Source organism: Winogradskyella psychrotolerans RS-3, assembly GCF_000427335.1.
In the GTDB taxonomy this organism is placed as follows: domain Bacteria; phylum Bacteroidota; class Bacteroidia; order Flavobacteriales; family Flavobacteriaceae; genus Winogradskyella; species Winogradskyella psychrotolerans.
Genome location: NZ_ATMR01000031.1, coordinates 1 through 504 on the forward strand (window position 1 = coordinate 1; position 504 = coordinate 504).

Annotated in this window: 1 protein-coding gene; it reads right to left on the bottom strand. The window is 38.7% G+C overall.

The genetic code is table 11. The annotated features are described in order from the left end of the window. Positions 1 to 197: 197 nt before the first annotated feature. Positions 198 to 504, bottom strand: a 307-nt coding sequence (locus tag ADIWIN_RS02215) for a tetratricopeptide repeat protein (RefSeq protein WP_040756338.1), incomplete at its 5' end; no start/stop codon positions are given.

Sequence of the window (504 nt, forward strand, 5' to 3'; positions counted from 1 at the left end):
AACTATTTGAATCCATGGAAGACAAGATATGGATTGCTTTTTCCCAATGCTTCATCTTCATAAAAACCCTACCAAGTTGTATTTTATTTTCATCCGTAGGGTATTCATTTATGATAACTTGCCAGAGTTGAACAGCTTTATCCAGCTCTTCAATGTGGGTAGCCAGCTTTGCCAAACTTATTCTGGCATTTTGATGCTCAGGAAATACCTCGCTGGCTTTGGAAAATTGGTTCCAGGCAAGTGCATATTCCCCCTTTCATGGACAACACATTGCCTAAATTAACCAGAAAATGAGGCTTCAGCGTGATCTTTATCGCCTTTTCAAAAAAGGCAACGGCTTTATCATAGTCTTTTTGCTGGTGAAAATAAAGGCCCATATTGTTTAAAATGGATGTATTCTTTGGATCTAGCTCATAGGCTTTATCGTAGCAAGCTGCTGCCTTATCAAACTCTTGATTCAAAAAATGCTTTGCACCTTCATTGTTTAATGCAATCGCCTTCTCC